Raw genomic sequence first — 22314 nt, forward strand, 5'->3', positions numbered from 1 at the left:
AGAATTATGTCTTATAAAAAAGATAGTAAAATAAAAAGTAACTTCACGTCAATTACCATTAGTTTATCATCACCTGAGGTGATTTTAGAGCGCTCCAGTGGTGAGGTTTTAAAGCCGGAAACGATTAACTACCGGACTTACAAACCAGAACGTGACGGCTTGTTTTGTGAGCGTATTTTCGGTCCGGTAAAAGACTACGAATGTCATTGCGGTAAGTACAAGCGTATACGTTATAAAGGTATTGTTTGTGATCGCTGTGGGGTTGAGGTTACCGAAAAGAAAGTACGTAGAGAGCGTATGGGACACATCAATCTTGTTGTACCTGTTGCTCATATTTGGTATTTCCGTTCCCTACCCAATAAAATTGGATACTTATTAGGGCTTCCAACTAAAAAGCTTGATATGATCATTTACTACGAACGTTATGTAGTAATTCAACCAGGTTTAAAGGAAGATGACGGTATCAACTATATGGATTTCCTTACAGAAGAAGAATACTTAGATATTCTTGATACACTTCCGAAGGAGAACCAGTACTTAGATGATAAAGATCCACAGAAGTTTATAGCCAAAATGGGTGCTGAGGCATTGGAAGAACTGCTTAAGCGTTTAGATCTTGATCAGCTTTCATACAATTTGCGTCACCAAGCTGCAAATGAAACTTCTCAACAACGTAAAACAGAGGCTTTGAAGCGTCTGCAGGTAGTAGAAGCTTTCCGTGGGTCGAGAGATCGTATCGAAAATCGTCCGGAATGGATGATTGTGAAAATCGTTCCTATTATTCCACCAGAGTTGCGCCCCTTGGTGCCTTTGGATGGTGGGCGTTTCGCCACTTCTGACTTGAACGATTTATATCGTCGTGTGATAATTCGTAATAACCGTCTGAAGAGATTGTTAGAGATTAAGGCTCCAGAAGTTATCTTACGTAATGAGAAGCGTATGCTTCAGGAAGCAGTAGACTCACTATTTGATAATTCACGGAAAGTAAATGCTGTTAAAACGGAAGGTAACCGTGCTTTGAAATCACTTTCTGATATTTTGAAAGGTAAACAAGGTCGTTTCCGTCAGAACTTACTTGGTAAGCGTGTTGACTACTCAGCTCGTTCCGTAATTGTTGTAGGTCCAAACCTTAAATTACACGAGTGTGGTTTGCCTAAGAATATGGCCGCTGAACTTTACAAACCGTTTATCATTCGAAAGATGATAGAACGCGGTATTGTTAAGACAGTTAAGTCTGCCAAGAAGATCGTTGATCGTAAGGATCCGGTAGTTTGGGATATTCTTGAGAACGTTCTTAAAGGACATCCAGTATTACTTAACCGTGCCCCTACGCTCCATAGATTGGGTATTCAGGCGTTTCAACCGAAACTTGTAGAGGGTAAAGCAATTCAGTTACACCCATTGGTATGTACGTCGTTTAACGCCGACTTTGACGGTGACCAGATGGCAGTGCACTTACCTTTAGGAAATGCTGCAATTTTAGAAGCACAGATTTTAATGCTGGCTTCTCATAATATCTTAAACCCTGCTAATGGTACACCGATTACAGTTCCTTCTCAGGATATGGTATTGGGATTATATTACATTACCAAAGGAAGAAAGACGGATGATACTCGCGTAATGAAAGGTCAAGGAATGACGTTTTATTCGGCAGATGAAGTTATTATCGCGTATAATGAAGGTCGGGTAGATTTACATGCATTCATTAACGTGAAAGTTAATATTAGGGCTCAAGACGGTTCGGTTGAAAGCAAAATTATCGAAACAACCGTAGGACGAATTCTATTTAATCAACGAGTACCTGAAGAATTGGGTTATATCAATGAATTATTAACGAAAAAATCACTTCGTGATATCATTGGTAAAGTTGTTAAGATTTCAGGTATGGCTCGTGCAGCTGAGTTCTTGGATGACATCAAGGAACTAGGTTTCCAAATGGCATTCCGCGGAGGTCTTTCGTTCAACTTACAAGATTTAAATATCCCAGATGCGAAGGGTGATTTGATTGAGCAAGCAACAGCAGAGGTTGACGAAGTAATGAACAACTATAACATGGGATTCATTACGAACAACGAACGCTACAATCAGATTATTGATATCTGGACACGTATTAACAACCGTCTAACGGCTTCAGTAATGAAGATTCTTTCGGAAGACAATCAAGGGTTCAACTCGGTTTACATGATGTTAGATTCGGGTGCTCGTGGTTCGAAAGAGCAGATCCGTCAGCTGTGTGGTATGCGTGGTTTGATGGCTAAGCCGCAAAAATCCGGATCTTCTGGAGGGGAAATTATCGAGAACCCGATTTTATCCAACTTTAAGGAAGGTTTGTCTGTATTAGAATACTTTATTTCGACACACGGTGCACGTAAAGGTTTGGCGGATACAGCGTTGAAAACAGCTGATGCTGGATACCTAACTCGTCGTCTGCATGATGTTGCTCAGGACATGATTGTTACTGAAGAAGATTGCGGTACATTGAGGGGTATTTATACAACGGCATTGAAAGATAACGAAGATGTTGTTGAACCATTATATGAGCGTATCTTGGGTAGAACAGCACTTCATGATGTATATGATCCAGCTACGAATGAATTATTGGTTAAAGCTGATCAAGATATCGATGAAGAAATAGCCTATAAGATAGAGCAATCATCAGTTGATGGACTCGAAATTCGTTCGGTGTTAACCTGCGAAAGCAAGCGGGGTGTCTGTGCATTATGTTACGGGCGTAACCTAGCTAGCGGTAAACGTGTTCAAAAAGGTGAAGCTGTAGGTGTTATTGCTGCGCAATCAATTGGTGAGCCAGGAACGCAGTTAACATTACGTACATTCCACGTAGGGGGTACTGCATCTAACATTGCGGCTGAGTCTCAAATTGTTTCTAAGTTTAACGGGCGTATCGAGTTTGAAAACGTACGTGTTGTTGAGCGTGAAAATAACGGAGAAAAACAAAATGTCGTATTAGGTAGATCTGGTGAATTCAGAATCGTTGATACTGACACCAACAAGGTTGTTATGACAAATAACATTCCTTATGGTTCTTACTTATTTGTCAACGACGGTGATACAGTTAAAAACGGTGATCTGATTTGTTCTTGGGATCCGTACAATGCTGTGATTATATCCGAATTTGGCGGTAAAGTAGAATTTGAGTCGATTATCGACGGTGTTACTTATCGTGAAGAATCAGATGAGCAAACAGGTCACCGCGAAAAAGTAATCATTGAAACTCGTGATAAAACGAAAAACCCTGCTATCCGCATCCTTGATAAGAAGGGTGAACTTATCCGGAATTATAACATCCCGGTAGGAGCGCATATTTCTATTAATGATGGGGAAGAGGCTAAAGTGGGAGCGATTATCGCTAAAATCCCTCGTTCTACTGGTAAAACACGAGATATTACGGGTGGTTTACCACGTGTAACTGAGTTATTTGAGGCTAGAAACCCATCGAATCCAGCAGTTGTTACAGAGATAGACGGTGTTGTGACCTTGGGTGGAGTGAAGCGTGCGAATCGCGAAATTTCAATCGAATCTAGAGATGGCCAAATCAAAAAATACTTGGTGCCTTTATCGAAGCATATCTTGGTTCAGGATAACGACTTTGTGAAAGCCGGTATGCCATTGTCAGACGGATCGATTTCACCAGCAAACATCCTCAAGATTAAAGGTCCTGCAGCGGTACAAGAGTATCTCGTTAATGGAATTCAGGAAGTGTACCGACTTCAAGGTGTGAAGATTAACGATAAACACTTCGAAACCATTGTTCACCAGATGATGCAGAAAGTGCATATCGAAGATCCGGGCGACTCTATGTTCCTTGAAAAGGACAATGTAAGCAAGTGGGATTTCATCGAAGAGACTAATAATATGTTCGATAAGAAAGTTGTTGTCGACGCGGGAGATTCTAACGAGTTGAAAGCTGGGCAAATTGTTTCTTCGCGTAAGTTACGTGAAGAGAACTCGAGCTTAAAACGTCGTGACTTGAAACTTGTTCAGGTGCGTGATGCTATTCCTGCAACATCCAGTCCGATTCTTCAGGGTATTACGAGAGCTTCCTTAGGAACTAAGTCCTTTATCTCGGCTGCTTCCTTCCAGGAAACTACCAAGGTGTTGAACGAGGCTGCTATCCATGCTAAACAAGACGACTTGTTAGGATTGAAAGAAAACGTAATTGTTGGACATTTGATTCCTTCTGGTACCGGTCTTCGTGAGTATGAAAGCATTATCGTAGGTTCACAAGAAGAATACGATCAACTATTAGCTTCAAAAGAAGACTAAGTTGACAAGCTGAAATTCGAAGTCTATTTGAGACTGGAGAATTAAGCAAACATATCAGAGCCTGTTCGGAATTTCCGAGCAGGCTCTTTTTTTTAATAGAATTATTTCTCTATTTTTGATTATGGCAGAACAAGAGAAAGCACAAGAATTAAGCATAGAACTATCCGAAGAAATTGCAGAGGGAATATATTCAAATCTTGCAATTATCACTCATTCCAATACCGAATTTGTAGTTGATTTTATCCGCATTATGCCTGGAACACCCAAGGCGAGGGTGAAGTCACGAATTGTGTTAACACCAGAACATGCCAAGCGTTTTTTAGCAGCAATGAAAGATAACATTAAAAAGTTTGAAGATATTCATGGTCAAATCGATACGAACGAAGTTCCTCCTTTTCCCATGAACTTTGGCGGACCTACAGCTCAAGCGTAGCAATATAATCTTTAATGCCTTTTTGCTCGTGGGGTTGAAACCATTCGATTTCCGGCATTTTCTTAAACCAAGTTAATTGACGTTTGGCATAACGTCTTGAGTTGCGTTTGATGAGCTCAATGGCTCGTTCTAACGATATAGTCCCATCTAAATAATCAAATAGTTCCGAGTAGCCGACTGATTGCAACGGTCCTTTTTCCCGATAGGGAAGGAGTTTTTTAACTTCGTCCAACAAACCGTTGCGGATCATATTATCTACCCGCTTATTGATCCGTTCATAAAGCAATTCTCGATCCATATGCAAGCCGATCGGTAGAATATTAAAATTTCGTAGCTCTAAGTCCTTTTTTCTCCATTTCGAGAATGCAAGGCCCGTCGTCTCAAATACCTCCAGCGCTCGGATCATCCGCTGCGGATTGCCATGATCCACTTCATTATAATATTCTGGATCAACTTCCTTCAGCCTTTCTTGTAGATAGGTGACTCCTTCACTCTCATAGGTGCGTGTTAGCGTCTCTCGCACACCCGCAGCCGGCTTTGGTAGCTTGTCCAGCCCGTAACATACCGCGTTAACAAACAAGCCAGATCCACCAGTCAGGATCACGATATTATGTTTTTCGAATAGCTGTTCGAGTAGCTTTAATGCGTCGACTTCAAAATCTCCGGCTGAATAATCTTGAGAAATGCTGTGTGAATCAATGAAGTGATGAGGTGCAGCAGCCAATTCTTCCGCATTTGGCTTGGCGGTGCCAATATTCATTTCTTTATAAAACTGTCTGGAATCTGCTGAGATGATCTCCGTTTGATAAGCATTCGCCAAATCAATAGCCATTGATGTTTTCCCGACAGCTGTCGGCCCCACAATACAAACCAAGGTCTTAGCGTATCGCTTATCCATTAATAATCGTCTTCAGTCGGAGACCCGTCAGAGAAGTCGGTGCTCTGTCCGCTTTCATCATCCATCATGTCTAGATCACTGTCATCTTCAGTATCATAGCCCATATCATTTAGGAAATCAAAATCAGACTTCTCGTCCTTATCGGACCCCTCTGCATCTGCTGTTATAGTTCCACTTGCTTTTGGTGCTACGCCCACACTCTTAAAGACCACTGGATATTCCTTGTCTTCCTCTTCTTTCAGAATCTTAATCAGTTGAACATGGAAATCATACGGCTTTTCAAAATTATACGTGTAGTAAAACTTTTGATGGGGATCATCAATGAACTTATTCAGTTTAGCAACCTCCATTAACACCACCCCTTTATTTTTCTTTCCTTCCGTAGGCAGATAGGCAATCTCTTGACCTTTCTTCCATTGATCGTTGCTCACATAAAACGAAGACGGCTTTTCAGGGTCATAGTTAACAGACTTCTGAATAGCTACGTGCAGATCCAAAAATGTATGTTTTGATAAGACATCGATTTCTCTGATGATTTCATCATAATCCTCAAATGTTACCTTAAACCTGTAAATGGCCATATCTAACAATTTTTAATTTTGTTCGTGTTTAACTTCCAGTCCCAATGATTTAGCCTTCTCAATCATAAACTGCAGGGCCTCTTCTCGATTGTTACCAATTTCACCGTCGAGTATCGCATCCCTAATAGCATTTTTAATAATCCCAACTTTACGTCCCGGCTTAATATCAAAAAACTTCATAATATCACCACCATGAATAGGCGGCTGCCAATTACGAATCTGGTCACGCTCCTCCACATCCTTAAGTTTTTGTTTTACCAGCTGGAAATTCTCTCGATATTTCTTTCGCTTGTATTTATTTTTTGTCGTTACATCTGCATGACACAGCTTCATCAAGTCATCGATATCATCACCGGCTTCAAACAATAAGCGTCGTACTGCCGAATCCGTAACTATATCCTGAGCCAGCACGATTGGTCTTAGGTGCAAGAGAACTAGCTTTTGCACAAATTTCATTTTTTCATTTAGCGGCAGCTTTAGTTCAGCAAACAATCTGGGAACCATCCGCGCACCCTTATCTTCATGTCCGTGAAAAGTCCAGCCTAACTGCTCATCAAAGCGCTTAGTTGCCGGCTTTGCAATATCATGCATAATTGCCGCCCATCGTAGCCAAATATCATCACTGACCTCAGCCACATTGTCTAACACCTCCAGCGTATGATAGAAATTATCTTTATGGCTTTTGCCACGGATTGTTTCTACTCCTTGGAGCTTGGCAAAGGCAGGAAAGATAATCTCCAGTAAACCACTGTCAGACAGGAGATTAAATCCTGTTGACGGTCGAATTGCAGCGATGATTTTCTGCAGCTCATCCGTAATCCTTTCCTTTGATACAATTTTAATACGGTCTTTGTTTAGTTTTACCGCATCAAAAACTTTTTCATCTAGATCAAAACGAAGCTGAGTAGCAAAGCGAATGGCACGCATCATACGTAATGGGTCATCTGAAAACGTAAGTTCCGGATCCAATGGGGTACGTATAACCTGTTTATTTATATCATCTATTCCGTTAAAGGGATCTATCAAAACGCCGTAGTTGTCTTTATTAAGGCCCAAAGCCATGGCGTTGATCGTGAAGTCACGCCGGTTCTGATCGTCCTCCAGCGTTCCATCCTCTACAATTGGCTTCCTTGAATCACTTCGATATGACTCCTTTCTAGCACCCACAAATTCAACATCCACATCTTCATATCGAAGCATCGCTGTTCCAAAGCTCTTAAAAACACTCACTTTGACGTCCAGTATGGCACCGGCTTTTTCAGCGAATTCAACACCACTTCCTATCACCAAGATATCGATGTCATTTTTAAAGCCTCTTTCCATGATCAGGTCACGTACAAAACCTCCAATAACATAGATCTCCATGTGGTTCTGGTCGGCTAAATCACCAAGAATCTTGAAAACTGGATGCTGTAAGTGCTCTTTCATTATGTATGGGAAACTAATAGAATCGTATTTTGCCCGCAAAAATACAAAATAGGAGCCAAACTTACTTATTTTCGTATCAATTCAAATTGGCCAGAGGGCCCAAGTTTAATGATCGTAGATGATTTGCCTTCCGAATATTCCTCTTGCCCGTGTTGAACTACATAGTCGACTGACGCTATCAGCTCGGCATCGATGTCGGCGAAGGAGGCAGGGCTAGGCTGACCGGAATAATTAGCCGATGTAGAAACAATAGGCTTCCGAAAACGTGCTATCAACTGCTTGCAAAAATCATGTTTTACAACCCGAATTCCGATCGTACCATCTCCACTTATTAAAGAACCTGCTAAGTTTTTCGCTCCCGAATAAACTATTGTCAACGGTCTATCCGTCACATCCATCAATTCGTAGGCGACGTCGGGAATTTCACGGACGTAGCTAGCCAGTTTATTTTCCGTATCTAGTAAAACAATCAGATGTTTTCCCACAATTCTACCTTTTAGCTCGTTTACCTTCTTTACTGCTTCCTCGTTCGTTGCGTCGCAGCCAATCCCCCAGATGGTGTCAGTAGGGTATAAGATAATGCCTCCGGCGTTTAGCACTTTTAGGGCATTATTAATATCGTCTTTCAATGAAATCATAAACCATGAATCTACGTTTAGGCGAGGACATACTCCTCTACATCAGCCATAATTTTTTCACTATCAAATTTTTGAGAAACATAACGGTAGCCGCATTCGCCCATTTCTTTCATCAACTGCCTATGTTCCAGTAAAGTCTCAATTTTATTAACGCAGGCATCCACATTATTGTCGATTAGGAAACCCGACTTTCCGTCGATCACAATCTCCGGGATGCTGCTTAAGTTAAATGCAATAATCGGTTTTCTGCACAAAGCCGCTTCAGCCAAAACATAGCCAAAGCCCTCCCATAAAGACGGTAAGACAAACACATCACAACTCATCAGCACGTCTTTAACATTGGTTACAAAACCGAGGAAATGCACATGATCTTGAACCTTCCTTCTTCGCGCCTCCTCTTTTAAATCCTTTTCTAATCGCCCTGAACCACCAATTATAACTTTATGCTTAACCCCCTGTTGTTTTAGCTTCTCCGAAAGCAGAATCAAGAACTGCTGATTTTTTTCGTGTTCCAATCGCCCAAGATTACCAATAATTAGTTCATGCTCCTCGGCCTGATTAATCAGATTGTAATCCCGTTCCATGAATTCCTTTGTGTTTATCGGATTATAGATCACCTTAATTTTCTCTTCCGGGAACAGTTTAGAATTATATTGAAGGATCGTTCGTTTTGTAGCTTGCGAGTTTGCCAATACGTCGGTTACCCAATTTTTGAATGTAAAGCGATTCATCAGGCTGTTTCGAATGGGAATCGCGCTTCCTCTGCGATAAATGATCTTCTTCACACCAGCCAATTTTCCTGCAAAAGCAGCGATTTTCAGGTCGTTCGGTAAATTGATAATTAGCGTATCCAAATTCGCCTGCTTAAAAATTCGTTTGAGACGTTGAACCTTTATTGGATTTAGAAAACTCGTACCCGTTACTCGTACCAACTCCAGTTGGATCAAATGATGACCCTTCAGTTTGCTGTGTAAGACGCTGTTTTCACTTGCAAAAAAATACACCCTATAGCCCTTTTGAGCAAAGTAGTCTGCAGCTTCGTAATGCCATTTCTCACCACCTCCCCAAGACATAACCGAGTTAAAAAAACCGATGGCACCCTTTTCAATCATCTAATTTAGGTTTTTCCATAAACAGACATGATCTCGTCTGCAATGGTTTCACTTTTGAATTTCTGTACAAACTTATGTCCTTTGTCTGCTAAATCCAATCTAACATTGTCGTTTTTTAATAATAGATCTATTTTCGATTCCATATCGGCAACATCCAAGGGATTCCGAGCATAAAGTGCACCCGGTCCGGCAGCTTCTTTAAAGCAACCTTCTTGGGTCGTTATCACCGGCGTCCTCGAGTAGAGAGCCTCTATAATCGGTATCCCAAAGCCTTCAAAAAGGGAAGGGTAGACGAACACCGTTGCCAATTGATAGATCATAGCTAGCTCTTCATTGCTTACGCCCTTTAAGAACGTGATTTTAACACCCAACCTTTCTGTTCGGATATAATCTAATACCTCCGCTGCATACTTGCTTTTCGTCGAGCCCACCACCACCAAATGAGCATCAATATTTTTCATGGCCTTTACCACTGTAAGCAGGTTCTTACGAGTTTCAACGGTACCCACGCTTAGGATAAATCTTTCCGGCAGGTCGTATTTTTTTGCCACTTTCCATTTCTGCTCATGATCATACTTCTGCTTAAAAACTGAATCACAGCTTTGGTAAACAACCGTTATCTTCTCTTCCGGTGCTCCCAAAAACTGCATAACGTCGCTTTTGGTTTGTTCGCTGATTGCAATAATTTGGTCCGCATGTTCGGCGGCAGCCTTAAACTTTTTAAAATAGATATTGCGGTCTATGTACTTAAAGAATTGAGGGAAACGCACAAAAATCAAATCGTGAATCGTCACAACGCTTCGGATATTGTGCGCTGCCAGTCCCATCGGGATTTCTCCCGAAAGACCATGAAAGAGCTCTATTCCGTCTCGCTTCAAGTCGCGGACAATATTCCTCTGCCGCCAAAGGTTATAAAACAAATTATCCAAAGCAGCGACAGGCAATTTTTCAACCACATGCTGCTGCGTTGGATAATATAAACCTTTCTTACTCGGTTTCGGATTGTATAAGTAGTATTGATGCTGAGGGAATTCGGTGCTCAGGGTCTTTACAATCTCCCGACTATAGTTTCCAAGTCCGGTCGAATTATGGAAAATCCGTTTTGCATCAAAACCTATATTCATTATCGTTTTACTGAAAGGCTTTAAACAGCCACCTGATGATCCCTAAGCGCATCGTTTAAGGACGTCTTCTTGTCGGTAGACTCCTTACGTGTACCAATGATCAGCGCACAAGGAACCTGGTATGGACCCGCTGGGAACTCTTTTGTATACGATCCCGGAATAACAACCGAACGTGCTGGCACGCGACCTTTATATTCCTTTGGTTCATCACCGGTTACGTCGATAATTTTTGTGGAAGCTGTTAGAACTACATTCGCGCCTAATACCGCTTCCGATTCAACATGAACGCCTTCTACTACAATACAACGCGAACCTAAAAAACAGTTATCTTCAATGATCACAGGTGCAGCTTGCAATGGCTCCAAAACGCCACCGATACCAACACCGCCGCTTAGGTGCACATTCTTACCAACTTGTGCACAAGATCCTACCGTTGCCCAAGTATCCACCATCGTGCCTTCATCCACATAAGCGCCTATATTTACATAAGAAGGCATCATTACCACACCCTTACCCAGAAAAGCTCCATAGCGAGCAATACCATGAGGCACAACCCGTACACCCAGCTCCTTATAATTTGTTTTTAACTTCATTTTGTCATGAAACACAAACGGGCCAACCTCCGTCACCTTCATCTGTCGTAGGGGAAAATACAGTACCACTGCTTTTTTGATCCATTCGTTCACATGCCAACGGTTTCCTATTGGTTCGGCTACACGCAACTCACCCTTATCCAAATTCATAATTACCGTCTCAATCGCTATTTGATAATCTTTGTACTCAAGCAGCTGGCGGTCTTCCCACGCGTCTTCTATCAGTTTTTTGTATTCTGTAGTCATTGTAAAATAGTTTAATCACGAAAGTATGAATTTTTTATTAATTGAAAATGGCTAACTTTGATATATGTCGAACGAACCAGAAAAACTAAGGATTGACAAATATTTATGGGCCATCCGTATCTTCAAAACACGAAGTTTAGCTACCGAAGCTTGTAAAGCCGGGAAGGTGAAATTAAATGGTCAGAACGTTAAACCCTCTTATTTGGTTAAAGAAGGCGAGACCTATCATATCCAGAAGGGAATTGAAAAAAAGGTCATCAAGGTACTTGGTTTATTAGCCCGTCGCAGTGATGCCAAAACCGCAGTTACCTTTTATGAGGATCTGACCCCGGTAGAAGAAACCTATAAGTATAAATCGGTGTTTCATGCACCCGTTCTCAAAAGAGACCGTGGCGCCGGCCGCCCTACCAAAAGAGACCGTCGCGAAATAGATTCCTTACAAAAGCGATTTAAAAGCGATGATGAAGACTATGAAGACTAATCCTGGTTGTTAGCGTTCTCTTGTCTGATCAGTAGATCACGATAGCGTTCGCGAAACCTGTCGATAGAGAATTTCGCTTCCACTAACTTATAGCCATTAGCAGCTATGTTCGGTAGCGTAGCCCGGCTCTCGTCAATTTCCCGCATTTTGTTAATAAAGCCGTTAACAATCTCATCGACGTCAGAGAAATTGGGAATGATAAAGCCAGTTCTACCTTCTTCGTTCACATCGCGACTGATTTCACCTACATCGACCGCCACCGGGATCACCCCATGTGCCATGCCTTCTGAAAGTACCATTGGAAAGCCCTCAAATAATGACGTAATAAAAATGAAATGTGCTTTTTCATAATAAGCATTCAGCTGCTGCACATCGGTTATTTTGCCAATAATCTCTAGGTTGTCAGGTTTACTATGGCTAAATGAGTCAAAATCACCAATCATCTGAAAAGCGAAGGGGAGCTTCAATCTGGAAGCCTCCTGTGCTATTTCAACAAAGATCTCCGGCCTTTTTTCATGGCTATTTCTGCCGACGAACAGCACGCGCATTTTTCCTGAGTAGTCCTTCACATCAGGTGCATCATCCGGAATGGAGATACCATTGGGAATCACACAAATCTTGTCAATTTCTGTTAGAGGCACATCTTTCTTCAAGTAAAATTCCTTCAACTTTTCCTTATGTCCTTCGCCCAGCACAACTCGCCGCGTAAGCATATGCGTAACAGGGGCTGCATAGTTCTCGATCGATAAAGGAAAACTACTCAGGTCCGTATGAAGCAGGTCTATTTTCACACAATCCGCTTTAAGGTAAGGGAAGAGGTCATAGAAGAATTCAGAATTACTTCCAAAAAGCACAGGCTTGTCTATCTTATTGATTTCCGCGGCAAGCTTTTTTGTCATCTTTTTTCGGAAAGATGTTTTCCATCCCCACCTATGCAGGTTGATCAGCTTAGCTTGTTGACTAAAGTCTTCACGAAGGTCGCTATTGACCGAATGATTGGTTATAAAGCAAGTCAGCTTCCGGTCGCTCACGCTCTTCATAATATTCAGATGAACGCGCTCTGCGCCTCCCGTTTGGTACTGAGGAAAGAAGAAGAGGATATCAGCGTCTATATGCTTTGTCTTTTTCCGAATCAGTGGATACAAAAGCAGCGCACGCAGTGTTTCCTTCCATTTGGTGAGCTTTTTCATACTTGTTTATTCCATCGTTGTCGTATTACGTGGCAACTCGTCATCTTGGATAAACCGACGAACGGCATCAATAAGTGGCGTATTATAAGCTGATTCTGGGAACAGTAAGCCCAGTAATATTCGCTGGCGTTGTTTCTTTATTCCCGTTCGCGTTCTAAATCGGAGATGTGTTAATAATTTTAACCTTAAAAGTAGCAAAGGGTTTTTATACTTATCCGAATACACCTTAACCGCCATGTAATAAACATCAATAACTTCAAAAGACCGGTCGATATTACTGTTCAGCTTTGTCCAATACTCTTTGGTGAGACGCTCGTTGGGTACAAAATGAAATAACTTTAGCTCTGAAGCGTAATACAAGCGAAAGCCACGCAAAATCAGCCGTAAGCAGTACTCCGTGTCCTCTACAACCAGTATGTTTTTAGTCGAGTAGTCGATTAAAAACGAAGGGTATTTATCGTATATGCGTAAATAAAGTTCTGTCCGGGAAACCAAGCCCGCGCCCCAGAGATGTTTCCGATAGGTTACATCCCCGTCGCTTCCCTGTTCTCCAATCGCAAAGCGTTCCGGTTTTTTATTCAACCATACCGGGTCTCGTGGATTGTCAGCCTCAAAAGCTGCTTCCGTACGACTGCCGATAGCACCTATTTCCGGGCGACCGTCAATGGATTTAAATGCCTGGGCTACGTAATTGGGATTAAGCCAGTTATCATCATCTACGATAATAAAATAACTAAATTTTGCGTTTCTTAAGCCTTTGTTTAGTGCATAATATTTGCCGGGTATTGTTTCCGATAGACTGATGAAAGGTACATCGAGTTTCTCGCTCAGAGCCTCCCAGCTTGCGGTGGCTATCTCACTTGAATTATCAGAAGAGTTGTTGTCAATGAATATAATTTCCCAAGGAATCTCGGGAGGAACTTGCTGCTGGGCCAGCGCTTTAATTGTCTGCGGTAGTTTGTCGGCACCGTTATAGGTGCATAGAATGACCGATATGCCTGCTTCCAAGGTTTTTATTTCCTGTAGATTAGTCAATTCACCTAAGCAGATTTATAGAAAGCTACTTCACGGAAACCAGGAGAACGGCGCCACATTTTATTTTCGACCGTTTCCTTGTAGATTCGTTCGTTCGGTTTAAAGTTAGCCCGAGAAGAAAGAGGATGGAAGATATGAAAACCAACGGCTGCCCATTTCAAACGCTTTTTCTTGACACCGGAGTTAATCAGACGCTCTGCGAATTCGTAATCTTCCCAGCCCCAACCGGTGAATCCATTGAAATAACCATTAATTCGGACATAGTCATCCAACCAAAAAGCCAGATTACAACCTTTTACATTGTGTGAACTGCACGGGTCGGTTTTAAACAAGAAAGACAATAAAGGAAATCGGATTGCATTGAATCTAGTCGTCATTCCGCGAGTTAAAAAATTAAAATTCAGTCGCTTACTACCTAGTGCTTTTTTCGTCAGCTGCTCACCGATCATCGCCCGACTACCCTGTACAAAGTAGCCTTTTTGCGCCGCCGCCAGATGGTCTTTTATAAAGTGCTTATGTAAAATGATATCCCCGTCAATCTCAATGATATAGTCGGATGTACAAATCTTCAGTGCTTTATTTAAAATTAACGTTTTCTGAAAACCATTATCCTCATGCCACACATGCTCCACCGGCAGGCGGCCTTTAAAACTCTTTATCAAATTTGCTGTCCGCAATCCAGAGCCATCGTCCGCAATGATTACCTGATCGGGTGCGATACTTTGTTTCATCACGCTCAATAGAACTAATTCCAGAGCCTCTGGCCAATTATAGGTCGATATGATTAAACTAACGGTCATATGTCAAAATCTAGTCGTGCTTTTGTCTCAAAAGTCTGTTTATATACAATAATTTATATACAATAGTCTTGCCTTAGTGCAATAACCTTGCCTCTTTAGGGCATCGTTCTCACATTCTACATCAATAAACGGAGAAGCGTTCCATTGTGCTACACTTTTGAATGCAAATACGTATACAATTTGTTAATTTCCTCCGTTTATAACCATCAGCTGTTTAAAGTGAGGCTTAAGAAGGTTCCGATAGTTTTCAGTGAACTTTTCTGAGCTGAATTCCTTCTTAACCAAAGTATGAGCCTGTCTAGAGAACACTGCAAGAGAATCCAAGTCTTTTGTGCACGCTTTTAACCTCTCAAGGAAAGACTCAATTAACTTTTCAGTATCGTCCAAGGTAGCTATTAGGTATCCTGTGTTCAGGTTTTCATTTATTAAAGACGGAATCTCTCCAACTTCCGTTGAAATTGGTACTACTCCTAGAGCCATTCCTTCTAACAGAACCATGGGGAAACCTTCCAAAACCGATGTAATCAAGATAATATCGGACTTCTCATAAAGCTCATTTAGCTCATGCTTATCAGTAACCGGTCCTATGAAATCAATAAACTCACCGTATTCAGCTTGATATTCTCCAAAATCTCCCACCATTATAAATCGAATCGACAGGTCTGAAGCACGAGCTTTTTTAGCAAGCTCTAAAAAAACTTCCGGTCGCTTTTCCGGCGAATTTCTAGAAACAAAAATGGCAGTCAGTGGCAGGGAATAGTCTCTCTTTGTGTACTCCTTCGGAGCATCAATCTGGTTCGGGATAATTTTAAAACGTTCCATGTAGTCAAGGGAAATGCCATTTTTTTGATACAATTCCTTGTAGTCGTTTCTGGTCTTTTTCCCAATAACAATCCGCTGATTTATTCTACTGACATAGGGCAAACTGTAGAACTCCATACCCATTAAGTTAGGAGTAAAGGCATGTGTCAGGTCAATCACTTCTACATTCTCATTCAGATAGTCAGTAAGCGTATACAGAAAATCTGTATTGCAACCGAATACAACCGGTTTGTTCTGTCTATTAATAATCTTTGCTATTTTTTTGGCCATGATCGGCACGAACGCTTTTTTTGTTCCCCAGCGTTTCAGTTCGATCACCTTTCCAGCTTCATAGAAATCTTTTTTAAAGCCACTATTTTTAGGTAACTCGGTAATGATACAGGTGGGTTTTTGATCAGCAACCAATGCCATGATATCCGCATGAACACGTTCGGCGCCACCAATCTGGTAGGTCGGGAATACGAAAAAAATATTCGAATTGACTCTTCTTAAATCGCGGATGATTTTTCCGTACCACAACAAAGAAACCATCGTTTCTTTCGTTTTTCTTATTCTTATCATAAGTAACTATGTAACGTGAAACCGATTCGTTTATTTTCTGCACCTTTGGTGATTAATTGTATGAGTCCACGTATCACTGTCTTTATACCTGTTTATCAAGCAGAGCGTTATCTGGCTGAAAGCATCGAAAGCATGCTCGGTCAAAGCTTTGCCGATTTCGAAGTGCTGATTATCGATGATGGATCCTGTGATAGGAGTTACGAAATCGCCGCACATTATGCTACAAAAGATCAGCGTATTCGGGTATTGCAGAATGGAGAAAACCGAGGAGTTTCTTTTACCAGAAATCGAGGTATTCAAGAAGCCAAAGGCGAGTTTCTTGCTTTATTAGATGCAGATGATCTGTCCGTACCTGAGCGATTGGCAAAACAGCTTGCATTCTTTGATCAAAACCCAGATGTGGTAGCTTGCGGCACGCAAGCTGCTATTATTGATGCAGACGGACACGATACGGGACAAAGAATAGAGGTCCCAACTAACAAAGAAGAGATTAAGGTTCTTTTGGCCTTTCAGAACCAGTTTGTGAACTCCAGTATGATGTTCCGTATGACCGCTCTAAGAAAAACAGAAGGCTATTATAATGGGCTCAGTGAGGATTACCACCTAGCAGCTCAATTAAACGCATACAGTAATCTGAGTAATCTGCCTGACACCTTAGTACACTACCGATCACATCAAGGTAGTTTGTCTAAGCAGCAGTTGTCAAAGATGCAAGAAGGGGAGCGGGCTGTCTTTTCGCTTATTCACCGGCAATTAGGGATTAAACCAGATGCTCATTGGATTGACGTACACCACCGCGTTCTGAATACTCTATACAGTGTCGATGAAGGTAGCAGACCTATTACTGTTCGCGATTTTGAAGATTTATTCATACGACTAAGAGACGCCAATCGGAAGGCCCTTATTTATCCATTAGAAAGCTTTGAATGCTTGCTGTTTAATCTTTTTTACAATAAACTGCGCAGCTCCAAAAGTCGCACCGCCCTGTGGACTCTGTTGACGAGCGATTTATACCAACAAAAATGGGTTCGGGCTGTGATGTTAAGGAAACTGTTTAAACAAGGGTTGGGAATAACTGGTTAACCATGCAGCAGAGTTTCAACTCTCACCACCATAAATATCCGTCACCAACTTCTTGTAATTCTGATAACCGCGGTCTACCGGCATCAAGTAATGCATAACCAATCGGGAATGAAACTTGATACGTACTTTCGATTTCAAGAACTTATGCTGCGACAGGTAGAGTAACGCACCTTTGTAAGTATCTTTCCGCAGGTGTTTATAGGCGGCTATCTTAAAACGTTCGTCTATATCAGAAGAGATGGTCCGGAAGAAGAAAAACGACTTCAAACGCTCTTTAAACTGGTACACTTCAAACATGGATTTCAGTTTTGAATCCTGCTCAATAAATGCCTCCATATTATCAATAATCCGCAAATAGGATTTGAAATTTTTCAGAGTAGGTTTTTGTGTAATGGAACTCTCTTGTATATGATAGATATAGGTCGTATCGCTAACAACAAAAGCCGACTCGGCCAGACAAGCCAACTGGAACGACCAGAGGTTGTCTTCATGAAGCAGGCCTTCTTTAAAAGTAAGTTGATGGCTGTTTAAAAACTGTCGCTTAACCAACTTATTCCAAGCCATCATATACCAGTCTTCGTTTAGGTAGCTCATCAAGACTCGTTCGTTCGAGCGCAAAGGTCCGCGAGCTAAACGTAGCGGCGGATACGGCGTATCCGTACCCTTTACCTCATAATCAGCGATGACGAAGTCGGGTTTCATGTCGGCCACAGGCTCCATCAACAATTCGATGCAGTTTGGATGCATCTCGTCATCGCTATCCAGAAAATAAACATAATCACCGTTCGCATGTTCTACCCCTGTATTCCGCGCAGCAGACAAACCGCGATTTTTTTCATGGACTATAATGGAAGCTACAGAAGCACGAGGATGAGTCTTTAAAAGGGTCTGAGCAACCTCCATGCTATTATCTGTTCCACAATCATCAACCAAAACAACCTCAATATCTTTATAAGTTTGATCTAATGCCGACTCGAGTGACCTCTCTATGTAGTCAGCTACGTTATAAATCGGAATAATGATTGAAACTTTCATACTCTTCTTAAAACCTTCCTTTTATTTCAAAAATGAAATCCCTTCTAAATCGTTAAACCACGTGTCATGAAATGTACTATTTTTTCCATAAGAATTATCCAAAAAAAAGCAATGTTTATGTAATAAAACAGCTAAGATGGCGACATGTAACCTAGTTGTGTAAATTTCTTTGTATTGGCTGACAAAAGCAATACCCATGTTTAGTAATTTATTTTTAAAGAAGTGATGAGCGTACCAGTCCACCATACTCCTTGATGTATACTTGTTGTTGAGTATGTCGTAGAGGCGCTTTGAGGGTGCTTTGCTCATTTCGAGCGACGGCCAGTCGCGTATCTCCACATGCTTGCCTTTAGGCGCTAGCCTTTCAATACTGGCTTCAGATAGTTCTTTATCTTTTCTCTTTAAAATCAATGTTTTATCCGTTTCCGCGATACGGTATTTGTCTAGTAGCTGCTTCGGAATACAGAAGGCCATATCGGGCACCAATAGAATGTTGTTTTTACCAAAATGTTCCTGAAGTATGGCGAGCGATTTGTTATCACGTGCGCAAATATGTAGGTCAGGGTGCTTAGCCATGACTTCAGCGTCTTGTTTCATCAGGTCTTGGTCCTCATAAAAGAACGTTTGAGGTAGAATGATAATCCTGTGTTTAGGGTACTTTCGGATAATATCCATTCGAAAGCGTTGATGGTCAGGCCATAGGTCGCCGAAGTTGCCACCACCATGCAGTAGAATAATTCCACCGTCAACCTGAATCCGTGATTCCTTAAATGTTGCAACAGAAGATTTATAGGTACAGCGGTGGGGGAGCTGCTTGAAAAATTGTAGTGTGCCTTCCCAGATCAATGTATCACCGATATTATTATGATAGGGTAAGTCCAGATAAATGAAGTCTTCCGTAATCAGTGGACTAATCTGCTCAAAGACTCTCTCTCTTAATGATTGTATTTTCTCGGCGAAGTGCATCGTTCATGCTAATTATTTAAAATGCTATAGCTATCAAACATAGAGAAAATTGCTTGTACAAACAATCATATTTACGTTACAATATGAGTAAGATTTAACGAATTTTTCCATGGCGTGTGCCGAAATTGATCAGATTTTATTCTATATAAACAGCGATTAGATAGTGTTTAAAATCTATTTCTCCAGCGCTTATTTTTCTAATGTTAGAACAGGTCTGCAAAATGATTAAAAGATCGGGTAACTGTTGCCGATGTATGGATGAATGTCTATTTTGGTTTTATGAGCTCCACGTCCCGATTGTCGATCATCTTTATATCAATTGGCCTTTTGATGTTAGGCTGCTTTTTGAAACAACAACTATCAGCTCCTGTTCACTCGTTCGGTGCACGGGCAGTGGTCGATTTCAACCTAGATCAGGGGAGCTTCGATTTGTATATTGATTCCATACTCGTTTTGAAGGATGGATATGCACAGGCCATTGTTGATGGCCAATTGCTCAACACCAAAGCGTATGAGAAACATCATATTGCCAAGAAGCCAATCTCCGATGATAAATACCCTTCAAAGGGTACCGTGGTGGAAGTTCGGCATCAAAAGAGTGGGAGCCCCACGATCGTTCAGCATTTTTATATCTTCGATGAGCAACCCTATATCGTAACGGAATTACAAATTATCGGAGATAATCTGTCGAGCCGTTCGATATCACCGATTGTCGCGGAAGCGCAAAATCCACAAGAGGGTTCCCAAAGCTTTATGAAGGTCCCATACGATAATGATACTTTTATTCGCTATGATACCGATGTTGTACAGGCTGGCATAACCTCCCAAAGCGCGGAAGTTAGCAGTCTGTATAATAACGAGACGAGGAAGGGATTGGTTATAGGTTCACTGAGCCAGTCGCTTTGGAAAACCGGCATTTTAATAGAATGGACGGACAGGCAAGGAGCACAGATAGAGGCGCTGAACGGATTTGTAGACGCAGAGATAACTAGAGACTCTATTCTGCACGGACTGGTAAAAGCGGACACATTAAAATCTTCTCGTGTTTTTGTCGGCTACTATAATGATTGGCGTTCGGGTATGAGTCAATATGCAGAACAGTTGAAAATCGAAACACCTCGCTATGTGCAGTCGAGTTTTGAGACACCCTATTCATGGAACAGTTGGGGCGCGGTACAAACAAAACTGAATCTAGAAAATGCCTCTGCTGTGGTCGACTTTTTCGCAGATTCAATTCCTTATTTCAGGAACAATGGAGTGGCCTACATCGGTTTGGACTCCTATTGGGATAACATGATCGACGGTGGGTTAGAAGGCGACTTTAGTAAGCTGAGAGAGTTCGCTGACTATTGCCGCAAAAAGGGTTTAAAACCCGGGATCTATTGGGCGCCTTTTGTTGATTGGTTTAAAGAAAACCGACGGGTAGAAGGATCTCAGTATGAATATGAGGACGTGTGGACAAAAACCGGCAACAGGTATCATGATATAGACGGTGCCAGAGCGATGGATCCGACCCACCCGGCCACACGCGCACGGATCGATCTTGTTATCGATAAGTTTAACGATATCGGCTTCAAGCTTATTAAAATTGACTTCATCGGTCATGCATCGGTCGAAGCAAACTCCTTTTATGATAAAAATGTATCAACAGGTATGCAAGCATTTCATAGTGGGATGCAGTACTTGATCGACAAAATAGACAACAAGATGCTGATATATGTTGCTATTTCTCCCAGTCTAGCAACTTATCCCTATGCACATTCACGACGGATCGCTTGCGATGCTTATGCAGATATTGCGGCGACAGAATATACCTTGAATAGCACGACCTATGGTTGGTGGTTAGGAGATCTATACGATTTTATTGATGCAGACCATATTGTCTTTGGCAAAGAAGAGATAGCTGTTAATCGGGCCCGACTTAGCTCAGCAATAATCAACGGAACCATTACCTTGGGTGATGATTACTCTGTTCAGAGTAAAGCTGTTCAGCATGCTAAAGAATTATTGAATAACCCCACGCTGTTACAGTTGTCCATGGATGGCGAGGCCTTTATCCCGGTAGAGCACAAAGAAGACGGTGAAGCAAGTGAGGTCTTTGTAAAACATGTCGACACGAACTTACATTATATTGCGATCATGAATTATCATGCAAGAAAGCAGTACAAGCTTCCGCTGTCACGTTTAAATATTCCTTCGGGCAATTATCAGATGTTGGAGGTTTATTCAGGGATAGAACACCTTGGTCAGTTGGATCAGGGGTTTGAGACCATCGTCGGAGCGAGGGATAGTAAATTGTTTATCTTAAGAAAAAAGAAATAAAAAAAGCCGACCATTGGCATGACGATCGGCTGTAATTTTGCTTATTCCCAAGCAAATTATTCTTTCTCTTTTTGTTCTTTTGCGTATTCAGCATTCAGCCCTTCTACCACTTCTTTCGTAATTTCCAAAGCTTCGTCAGCATAGAGTACGGCTGGGTTTGAAGTAGAATAGGTCAATACAAACGTATATCCTTTTTCTTTCGAGTGCTTTTTTAGGTAGTCGGAAACTTTATTATATAATTTGGCGTTTTCTTCCATTTCCTCCTGAGCTAATGAACTGCTCGCATTTTGGTTAAGGCGACCCAGTTCTTCTTGCTTACGGGCCAATCTTTCTTCCGTATTAGCACGTTGTTCGGCAGTCATCGTTCCTGCATTCTTTTGGTAATCTGCTACCTCACGCTGAAAAGCGGTGCCTTTCGATTGTAAATCGGCTTGTGCTTTCTTTGCTTTTTCTTCAAAGCGTGCTCTTACATCCTTGAAATATTCGTAGTTACTCAACAAAGAGTCTGAATTTACATAGACAATGGATTCAGCAGTCAGCACCTTACCGGTCGATGTGCTATCGTTTGATGCTGTTGTGGCAGTTGTTCCCTGATTGTTACAAGCTACCATACTTGCTGATACTAAGAGGGCTAAGCCAGCTTTTACAAATGTATTTTTCATTTTAATGTTCTTTTTCTATA

At 41.6% G+C, this 22314-nt stretch carries 19 protein-coding genes; 5 read left to right on the forward strand and 14 right to left on the reverse strand.

What is annotated here, in order from left to right; all coding sequences use genetic code 11:
• The first annotated feature begins 6 nt into the window (after positions 1-6).
• Both rpoC and WKR92_RS12085 read left to right on the forward strand, forming a co-directional pair.
• Entirely contained in the window at positions 7-4284 is a 4278-nt protein-coding gene (gene rpoC / locus WKR92_RS12080) for a DNA-directed RNA polymerase subunit beta' (protein ID WP_375558087.1), read from the forward strand.
• 121 nt (positions 4285-4405) lie between these two features.
• On the forward strand, positions 4406-4717 hold the full coding sequence (locus WKR92_RS12085; protein ID WP_375558088.1) for a DUF3467 domain-containing protein: 312 nt from the start codon (positions 4406-4408) through the stop codon (positions 4715-4717).
• On the opposite strand, the gene miaA is transcribed toward WKR92_RS12085, so the two are convergent.
• From miaA to WKR92_RS12120, 7 genes are all read right to left on the reverse strand, one after another.
• Positions 4701-5615 (reverse strand): tRNA (adenosine(37)-N6)-dimethylallyltransferase MiaA, encoded by a 915-nt coding sequence (gene miaA / locus WKR92_RS12090; protein ID WP_375558089.1) that lies wholly within the window; start codon positions 5613-5615, stop codon positions 4701-4703. The genes WKR92_RS12085 and miaA overlap by 17 nt on opposite strands.
• Complete coding sequence (locus WKR92_RS12095; RefSeq protein ID WP_375558090.1) at positions 5615-6196, reverse strand: IS1096 element passenger TnpR family protein; 582 nt, start codon at positions 6194-6196, stop codon at positions 5615-5617. The genes miaA and WKR92_RS12095 overlap by 1 nt, the downstream gene beginning before the upstream one ends.
• 12 nt (positions 6197-6208) lie before the next feature.
• Positions 6209-7624, reverse strand: coding sequence for a CCA tRNA nucleotidyltransferase (locus WKR92_RS12100; RefSeq protein WP_375558091.1), 1416 nt, complete (start codon positions 7622-7624; stop codon positions 6209-6211).
• Positions 7625-7689: 65 nt separating this feature from the next.
• On the reverse strand, positions 7690-8262 hold the full coding sequence (locus WKR92_RS12105) for an L-threonylcarbamoyladenylate synthase (RefSeq protein ID WP_375558092.1): 573 nt from the start codon (positions 8260-8262) through the stop codon (positions 7690-7692).
• A gap of 17 nt (positions 8263-8279) precedes the next feature.
• Complete coding sequence (locus tag WKR92_RS12110) at positions 8280-9374, reverse strand: glycosyltransferase family 4 protein (protein WP_375558093.1); 1095 nt, start codon at positions 9372-9374, stop codon at positions 8280-8282.
• 5 nt (positions 9375-9379) lie between these two features.
• Positions 9380-10498, reverse strand: coding sequence for a glycosyltransferase family 4 protein (locus WKR92_RS12115; RefSeq protein WP_375558094.1), 1119 nt, complete (start codon positions 10496-10498; stop codon positions 9380-9382).
• 20 nt (positions 10499-10518) lie between these two features.
• On the reverse strand, positions 10519-11337 hold the full coding sequence (locus WKR92_RS12120; RefSeq protein ID WP_375558095.1) for a 2,3,4,5-tetrahydropyridine-2,6-dicarboxylate N-succinyltransferase: 819 nt from the start codon (positions 11335-11337) through the stop codon (positions 10519-10521).
• A gap of 64 nt (positions 11338-11401) precedes the next feature.
• On the opposite strand from WKR92_RS12120, the gene WKR92_RS12125 reads away from it, so the two are divergent.
• A complete protein-coding gene (locus tag WKR92_RS12125) occupies positions 11402-11818 on the forward strand; it encodes an Hsp15 family ribosome-associated heat shock protein (RefSeq protein WP_375558096.1) in 417 nt (138 codons plus the stop codon).
• Here WKR92_RS12125 and WKR92_RS12130 read toward each other — a convergent pair.
• The 4 genes from WKR92_RS12130 to WKR92_RS12145 form a co-directional block, all read right to left on the reverse strand.
• Complete coding sequence (locus tag WKR92_RS12130; RefSeq protein ID WP_375558097.1) at positions 11815-13008, reverse strand: glycosyltransferase family 4 protein; 1194 nt, start codon at positions 13006-13008, stop codon at positions 11815-11817. The two genes, WKR92_RS12125 and WKR92_RS12130, sit on opposite strands and share 4 nt — an antisense overlap.
• Before the next feature lie 6 nt (positions 13009-13014).
• On the reverse strand, positions 13015-14043 hold the full coding sequence (locus WKR92_RS12135; protein WP_375558098.1) for a glycosyltransferase: 1029 nt from the start codon (positions 14041-14043) through the stop codon (positions 13015-13017).
• A 5-nt stretch (positions 14044-14048) separates the two neighbouring features.
• Entirely contained in the window at positions 14049-14843 is a 795-nt protein-coding gene (locus WKR92_RS12140) for a glycosyltransferase family 2 protein (protein WP_375558099.1), read from the reverse strand.
• 183 nt (positions 14844-15026) lie between these two features.
• A complete protein-coding gene (locus tag WKR92_RS12145) occupies positions 15027-16226 on the reverse strand; it encodes a glycosyltransferase family 4 protein (protein WP_375558100.1) in 1200 nt (399 codons plus the stop codon).
• Between the two features lie 60 nt (positions 16227-16286).
• On the opposite strand from WKR92_RS12145, the gene WKR92_RS12150 reads away from it, so the two are divergent.
• On the forward strand, positions 16287-17309 hold the full coding sequence (locus tag WKR92_RS12150) for a glycosyltransferase family 2 protein (protein ID WP_375558101.1): 1023 nt from the start codon (positions 16287-16289) through the stop codon (positions 17307-17309).
• 15 nt (positions 17310-17324) lie between these two features.
• Here the strand turns inward: WKR92_RS12150 and WKR92_RS12155 are convergent, their stop codons facing one another.
• Together WKR92_RS12155 and WKR92_RS12160 are read right to left on the reverse strand one after the other, a co-directional pair.
• A complete protein-coding gene (locus WKR92_RS12155; RefSeq protein WP_375558102.1) occupies positions 17325-18344 on the reverse strand; it encodes a glycosyltransferase family 2 protein in 1020 nt (339 codons plus the stop codon).
• Between the two features lie 21 nt (positions 18345-18365).
• A complete protein-coding gene (locus WKR92_RS12160) occupies positions 18366-19310 on the reverse strand; it encodes a polysaccharide pyruvyl transferase family protein (protein ID WP_375558103.1) in 945 nt (314 codons plus the stop codon).
• A gap of 345 nt (positions 19311-19655) precedes the next feature.
• On the opposite strand from WKR92_RS12160, the gene WKR92_RS12165 reads away from it, so the two are divergent.
• Positions 19656-21632, forward strand: coding sequence for an alpha-amylase family protein (locus WKR92_RS12165; RefSeq protein WP_375558104.1), 1977 nt, complete (start codon positions 19656-19658; stop codon positions 21630-21632).
• 56 nt (positions 21633-21688) lie between these two features.
• On the opposite strand, the gene WKR92_RS12170 is transcribed toward WKR92_RS12165, so the two are convergent.
• Positions 21689-22294: an OmpH/Skp family outer membrane protein gene (locus WKR92_RS12170; RefSeq protein WP_375558105.1), complete on the reverse strand. Its 606-nt coding sequence runs from the start codon at positions 22292-22294 to the stop codon at positions 21689-21691.
• Positions 22295-22314: the final 20 nt, after the last annotated feature.

It is taken from the genome of Albibacterium profundi, assembly GCF_042159835.1.
Lineage (GTDB): Bacteria > Bacteroidota > Bacteroidia > Sphingobacteriales > Sphingobacteriaceae > Albibacterium > Albibacterium profundi.